This window comes from Mesorhizobium huakuii (assembly GCF_030160235.1).
GTDB lineage: Bacteria > Pseudomonadota > Alphaproteobacteria > Rhizobiales > Rhizobiaceae > Mesorhizobium > Mesorhizobium huakuii.
The window spans coordinates 1-5,848 of sequence record NZ_BSNY01000076.1 but is presented as its reverse complement, the minus strand read 5'-3'; the positions used below and the strand labels follow the sequence as shown (position 1 = coordinate 5,848).

The following is a 5,848-nucleotide window of genomic DNA, read 5'->3' as shown; positions in this document are numbered from 1 at the left end:
CCCGCCTCGATACGCCGCCCTTCTCAAACCGTCATCACCCATTTTCCGCCATAGCTCGCCCGACAGCCTGCTGCACCACTCCGACCAGGGATCGCAATATACGAGCGAGCAGTTCCAGCGACTGATGGCCGACCACGGCATCACCTGCTCAATGAGCCGGTCGGGCAACGTCTGGGACAATGCCGCGATGGAGAGCTTCTTCTCGTCGCTCAAGACCGAGCGGACAGCCCGCAAGGTATACAGGACGAGGGATGACGCGAGGGCGGATGTGTTCGACTACATCGAGCGCTTCTATAACCCTCGGCGAAGGCACTCGACGCTCGGCTATCTGAGCCCCGTCGAGTTCGAGGAACAAGCTATGCTAGCTTAACCTCGTGTCCGAAAAACCGGCAGCAGCCCAGTTAGCTCAGCTAGTTCGGTAGGGCGGCTGTCGGATTCGTTGGTCATTGGTGGTCCTTTTGCCTGATTTATCCCCTCTCTATTGGCTGATGATCAACGACGCAACCGTCGTCTTAAGCCCGATCTATCGAACTGCAGTGGAGCCAATGCAGAATTCGTAAGGTCTTCGGACAACCCTTTGATGTTATTTCCGAAGTAGTTGCTATCGTAGAGCGAATGAGGCTTGTGAAGCGAAGCTACCTGCCCAGCCTCTGGTTTGGCTGGGGTTCCCGGAAGCTTTTCGAATTTTCTGGGTTGCGCCCCAGCCCGAGTTGCGCGTGCTTATAGACAAGGTGGTACACTAGATTCGGTGTTGGGCAGTTTGGAACGCATCGACTTCTGGCAATGGTGCATTCTTGATTCCGCTCGTCAGTTCGCTCCTCCAGTTCTCCACGTGCTGAGCTGCAGCTTTGCGCCCCATTCCGGCTTTTCACGTGGAAGCAGGGCACCCCGTTAGAGGGCCGACGGACTTCCCCTCGCTTAGTCAAACAAGGAGGACGAAGGCCTCGTCCTTCAAGATTGCCGATTCTTATGTTAATTTCCGAGCTGCCAATGCGCGCACAAGGCCCATTCCTCAGACTTGGAGCCCGCGATGCCCCCAGTGAATGAGACATCCTTCGAGACGGCTCTGGGCGAACGTGTCCAGGATATGGTTGAGGCTTGCACACGATGTGGCAAGTGCGCTGAGGTTTGTCCAAGCGTAGCGCCCGCCGGCATCTCGGATGAGACGTCCGAAGACCTCATTGGCGGTGTTCTCGATCTTGTGCGAGACGGTAGCGGTCCGGAAGCGTCCCGCAAATGGGCAGCCGCTTGCATGCTCAGCGGAGAATGTATCAAGGCGTGCGATTACGGCGTCAATCCTCGCTTTCTCCTTACCATGGCGCGCCTTAGCGCTGCGAAGTCCGACAAGGAGCTTGCTGAACGACGCAGGGCAGGCGTGGAGAGATACCGGGAGGTCAGCCGCGGTGTAACGATGCTGTCGCGCTTGCAACTCGATACGGAGGTCCTGGAAAGGCTGGGTCAAAAATCAGCGTCAGTATCCATGCCCACCGAGCCGGCGGACTTTGTGTTTTACACCGGCTGCAATGTGCTGAAGACGCCGCACATTGCCTTGCTTGCGCTCGATATCATGGATGTGCTCGGTGTCAGTTACCAGGTCATGGGCGGTCCGAGCCATTGTTGCGGTATCGTGCAACTCAAGTCCGGTGACGCCGAGATGAGCGGCCGCATGGGTTCGAGCTCGATGGAGAAGCTGTCGCACTCCAAGTCGGGACAGGTGATCACCTGGTGTCCGACCTGCTACGTCCAGTTCACGGAAAACATCCTGCCAACGGTGGAACGACAGCGCGGCTCCCGCCCGTTCGAGATGAACCCATTCCTAAGATTTATCGGCCAGCGGCTGGCGCAGTTAAAGCCGCATCTGCAGCACAGGGTCGAGATGCGCGTCGCGCTGCACAAGCATCCTGGCGTCGCAGGCATCGTGGAGGCCGCCACCGAAATCCTTAAGATGATCCCCGGCATCTCGCTTGTCGATCTGAACCAGCCCGCTGTAGGTCTGCAAAGCGTGCATGTCGGTGCGCTTCCAAAGTTCAAGCGTGAGTTGCAGTTGAGGGAACTTGAAGCGGCCAGTGCCGCGGGTGTGGACGCCTTGGTTGCGGTTTACCATTCCGATCATCGCGAACTGTGTGCACACGAGCGCGATTGGCCATTCCGCATCATCAATATCCTTGAGGTGGTTGGTGAAAGCATGGGGCTGTATCGGCACGATCGCTACAAGGAGCTCAAGGTCATGCAGGACGTCGACCAGATCGTCAGCGAGTGTAGGGACCTGATAGCAAAGCACTCGCTCGATCCCCAAGATGCTCGTGACGTCGTTGTCAGAGTGCTACTGGGCGAGCAGCCGCTTCCTCTAAAGGTTAGCAAGCAAGTCGAGAATGTCGTGGTACCAGGTTGAATGTTGGCGTCCTGGCCATCGTATCATTTCGGGGCGGCGTAGCAATTTGGTCGCTTCCGGAGCGAGGCGGTGTTGTCAACCCATGGGGTAGCTGACCATGCCACAGCGCGTGCTGGCCAGATAAGGTTTCCGTCCATCTCAAGCTTCGCGTCTAGCTTCGACCTTCCATGGACTGGAGTCCATCATGAGACCGTCGGGCGTCGAATAGGAATTGAGTTCAGCCTTAAGCGCTTCGGTTAGGGGTTAAGTCCTAGCCGTCCAAGGCGCGGGCGTGGAAAAAGCGACTGAAGCGCACACATCGGCCATTCGAGATTAGAGAGAGCGGCGATCCTTGCCTGGTGCTGCAAAGCGCCTGAAACCGGGCAAAGAAGATGAAGAGACCAAGGAACGTTTGTCAGTCGGATGAGAAGACCTTGTCTCCGCGCAATCGCGCCGTTGATTGTGCCTTCCTTGATAGAACAGCTCTGCTGTTCGAACAACGCAACGGCCGAAAGCTGACAGCGGAGGATGCTCGAAAGATCGTAGAAAAAACGTCACCGGGTTCTCTGTTCTTTCGTCTCCTGGCTGAGTGGGAAAACATGGATTGAGCGAGGCGCTTTCCCTCGCTCCGCCGTGACTGGTTAGGAGACGAGGCTGGGAAGATGGTCAAGAAGACTGCGCAGATCGCAAATCGCGGTGGCTTGGTGAAGGCGCTGCTCTATGCTCGCGTTTCCTAAAAAGAACAGGAGAAGGAAGGCTTCTCCATACCTGCCCAATGCAAGCTTCTGTGGGAGGACGCGGCTCAAAAGCAGTTTGGCATTGCCCATCCTCGACGTCGAGACGACGAATAGCAGCGGGCGGACCAACTTCAATGAGATGGTCAAATACCTTCGCAAGCATCCCGGTGTGCGGGTTGTTCTGGTTGAGAAGACCGACCGTCCCTATCGCAATCTCAAGGACTGGGTGACGCTCGACGAACTTCACGTCGAGATCCACCTCGCCAAGGAATGAGTGGTCCTCTCGCAGGACTCGCGCTCGTCGGAAAAGTTCATGCACGGCATCAAGGTGCTGATGGCGAAGACCTACATCGACAATCTCTCGGAGGAAGCCCGCAAGGGACAGATGGAGAAGGCGGAGCAGGGCATCTGGCCTACCAAGGCTCCGCTGGGTCATCTCAACGTCACGGGGAGCGACGGCAAGAAGATCATTGGACCGAACGCTGAGTTGGCGCCGAGGGGACGCTTGATTTAGACGTCCAGGTCGCGAAGTTTTTCTCGAAAATATGCCCTGCTGACCGACGTTCCATTGCCAATCTTCTGGCCAGCGCAAATGAAACGATCCGTACTATTCGCGGATGAGCTTGTGAATGATGCTTTTGAGCCAGCGCCCGGCAAGCCGCCTGGACGCAACAAATTTCGCGGATTGAAGTTAATGGCTGATAGTTCGGGGGATTTCGCGATGCTTCTTGCCTTGGACGGCTGTATTGGCCGGCAGAGGAACAGATGCGGAAATTTTCGGCGTGATCGATCTCACCAGTAAAACGGAAACACGGATCGGCGCCATCAGCTTGGGGCGCTATCCAGTTCGTCGCCAACGCGTCCATGCTTGGATACGATGTTCGCAGTGCAATGGTCCTGTACGGGGAACCTGGAACGCCTAGCTTGAGGGTACGGGACTGCGAACATCGATGGACGCAATATGGTGGCGCTCTGCTCCAGCCATCCGAGCCCAGGGAAGGGGCTTGGACAGGCCTAGGCGCGGTTGCGCAACAGCACGCACCGCCGGATTGGCGTTGTTTTTGATTGCATTGCTATTTTAGCAGCCCCTTAATATCGCGCGTTGATTTTCAGCGCTTTTTGGGGAGAAGTGTCATGCCTAAGGTTTCGAATCTCTTTTTTAGAACGGCTGTTGTGTGGCTTATCCTGGGGATCGGTGCCGGCTTGCAGATGGCAATCTCCGGCGATCACGGTTCCTTCCCGGCCCATGCTCACATCAATCTGCTCGGATGGGTCACCAGCGCTATATTCGGTGGGTACTACGCGCTCAACCCGGCTAAGGCGGAGCGGAAAATCGCAATGATCCACTACGGTCTCTATAACGTCGGACTGGTGATCATGCTGCCTGCGCTGTATCTGATGCTGCATGGAGGGTATTCAGCGCTTGAGCCGGTCGTCGCCGCCGGCTCGCTGATGGTGGCTACTGCTGTGCTGATATTTGCCTTTGTGGTTTTCTCCAGCGCGAGCGTGCGATCGGTGTCGGGGCTATCTCCAGCCACCCGCTGAGGTCGCCAGAAGCGGTTTGAGCGACGATGCTACCGTTCGGCAATCAACCCCTTCACTGCTCGTTGACATGTTGCAGGGTTGATCCCTAGCCACCTCTTGGCCCGCCCTCGGTTCCCATTCCGGGCGGGCGTTTTTTTGCCTGTGGTCGCCCGCAGCGGGACTGCTACTTCTTTCGAGAAAATTTGAGAATCGTCAATGGTTTCGGGCTCTAGTGGCTCGTGCCCGGGCTCTTCATGCCAGAAGACTTGTCGTAGGTCGCGCTGATCGACCTTCTGGCCGCAGTTCGGGCAGTTGTAGAAATGGCCCTCTTCGCGGATCAGGTCGCCGCCGTGCAGCTTACCCGGAATGAGTGGCCCCAGGTCTATAGCTTCGTCATGGCCGACCGAACCTCGCGGGTCGCAATAAAAGTTCCGGAACCATTTTAGCGCATGCTAATTGAATCGCGGCTTTTGCGAGTCAGTGCATGCGTCTGAAGTTCATAGCCCCGTTGATGCCGACCCTGGTCGAGACGCCGCCCACGGGTGACGACTGGATTCACGAGGTGAAATTTGACGGCTACCGATCGCAAATGATCATCGATGAAGACGGCGCGCGCATCTACACGCGGAACGGTCACGAATGGACGGCGAAATATCGCGACCTGGTGCAGGAGGCGAAGAGCCTCGGTGCGGAAAGCGCCATCGTCGACGGCGAGATCATTGTGCTTAACAAAGCAGGGCTTTCCGACTTCGGAGAGTTGCGGAAGGCGATCACTCGGCGGCAGCACGACCTTTATTTCGTCGCCTTCGACCTGCTGCATCTCAATGGCCATGATTTGCGCGACACGGCGCTCGAGGAGCGGCGCGAGATCCTGGCCAGCATGATAAAGCCTGGCGGCCGAATCCAGTTCAGCGAGCCGCTACCGGGTGAGGCTAAGGCGATCTTTCATCTGCTCGATATGGCTGGTCTTGAAGGAATGGTATCGAAGCGGCGCGACAGCAAATACCGCAGCGGCCCGTCCACATACTGGCTGAAGGCGAAATGCTACTCGGTCGACGAATACGAGTTGCTCGGCGTCGAGCGTGAGGCGGGCAAGCCAGCCTTTGCCCTGATGGCCGACCGCGCGACCGGCCGCTATGTCGGCTCGGCCTTCATCAAGAGCTATGGCGGAAAATGGGTGATGACGGTTTGAGAAGGGCGGCGTATCGAGGCGGGT

At 57.3% G+C, this 5,848-nt stretch carries 6 protein-coding genes; all 6 read left to right on the top strand.

Translation table 11 applies throughout. From position 1 onward, the window contains the following. Positions 1-370: IS3 family transposase (locus tag QQK95_RS33305; RefSeq protein ID WP_284278828.1), on the top strand; the 370-nt coding region annotated here is incomplete at its 5' end. An 882-nt stretch (positions 371-1,252) separates the two neighbouring features. Then, positions 1,253-2,392 carry a (Fe-S)-binding protein gene (locus QQK95_RS33300; protein WP_244748143.1) on the top strand — a complete coding sequence of 380 codons (1,140 nt, stop codon included), beginning with the start codon at positions 1,253-1,255 and terminating at the stop codon, positions 2,390-2,392. 798 nt (positions 2,393-3,190) lie between these two features. After that, a complete protein-coding gene (locus QQK95_RS33295) occupies positions 3,191-3,382 on the top strand; it encodes a recombinase family protein (protein WP_244748145.1) in 192 nt (63 codons plus the stop codon). 39 nt (positions 3,383-3,421) lie between these two features. Beyond that, positions 3,422-3,622, top strand: a complete 201-nt coding sequence (locus tag QQK95_RS33290) for a hypothetical protein (RefSeq protein WP_244748147.1) — start codon at positions 3,422-3,424, stop codon at positions 3,620-3,622. 620 nt (positions 3,623-4,242) lie between these two features. Next, positions 4,243-4,653, top strand: a complete 411-nt coding sequence (locus QQK95_RS33285; RefSeq protein ID WP_202359833.1) for a hypothetical protein — start codon at positions 4,243-4,245, stop codon at positions 4,651-4,653. 463 nt (positions 4,654-5,116) lie between these two features. Then, positions 5,117-5,824 carry an ATP-dependent DNA ligase gene (locus QQK95_RS33280; protein WP_284278826.1) on the top strand — a complete coding sequence of 236 codons (708 nt, stop codon included), beginning with the start codon at positions 5,117-5,119 and terminating at the stop codon, positions 5,822-5,824. Positions 5,825-5,848: the final 24 nt, after the last annotated feature.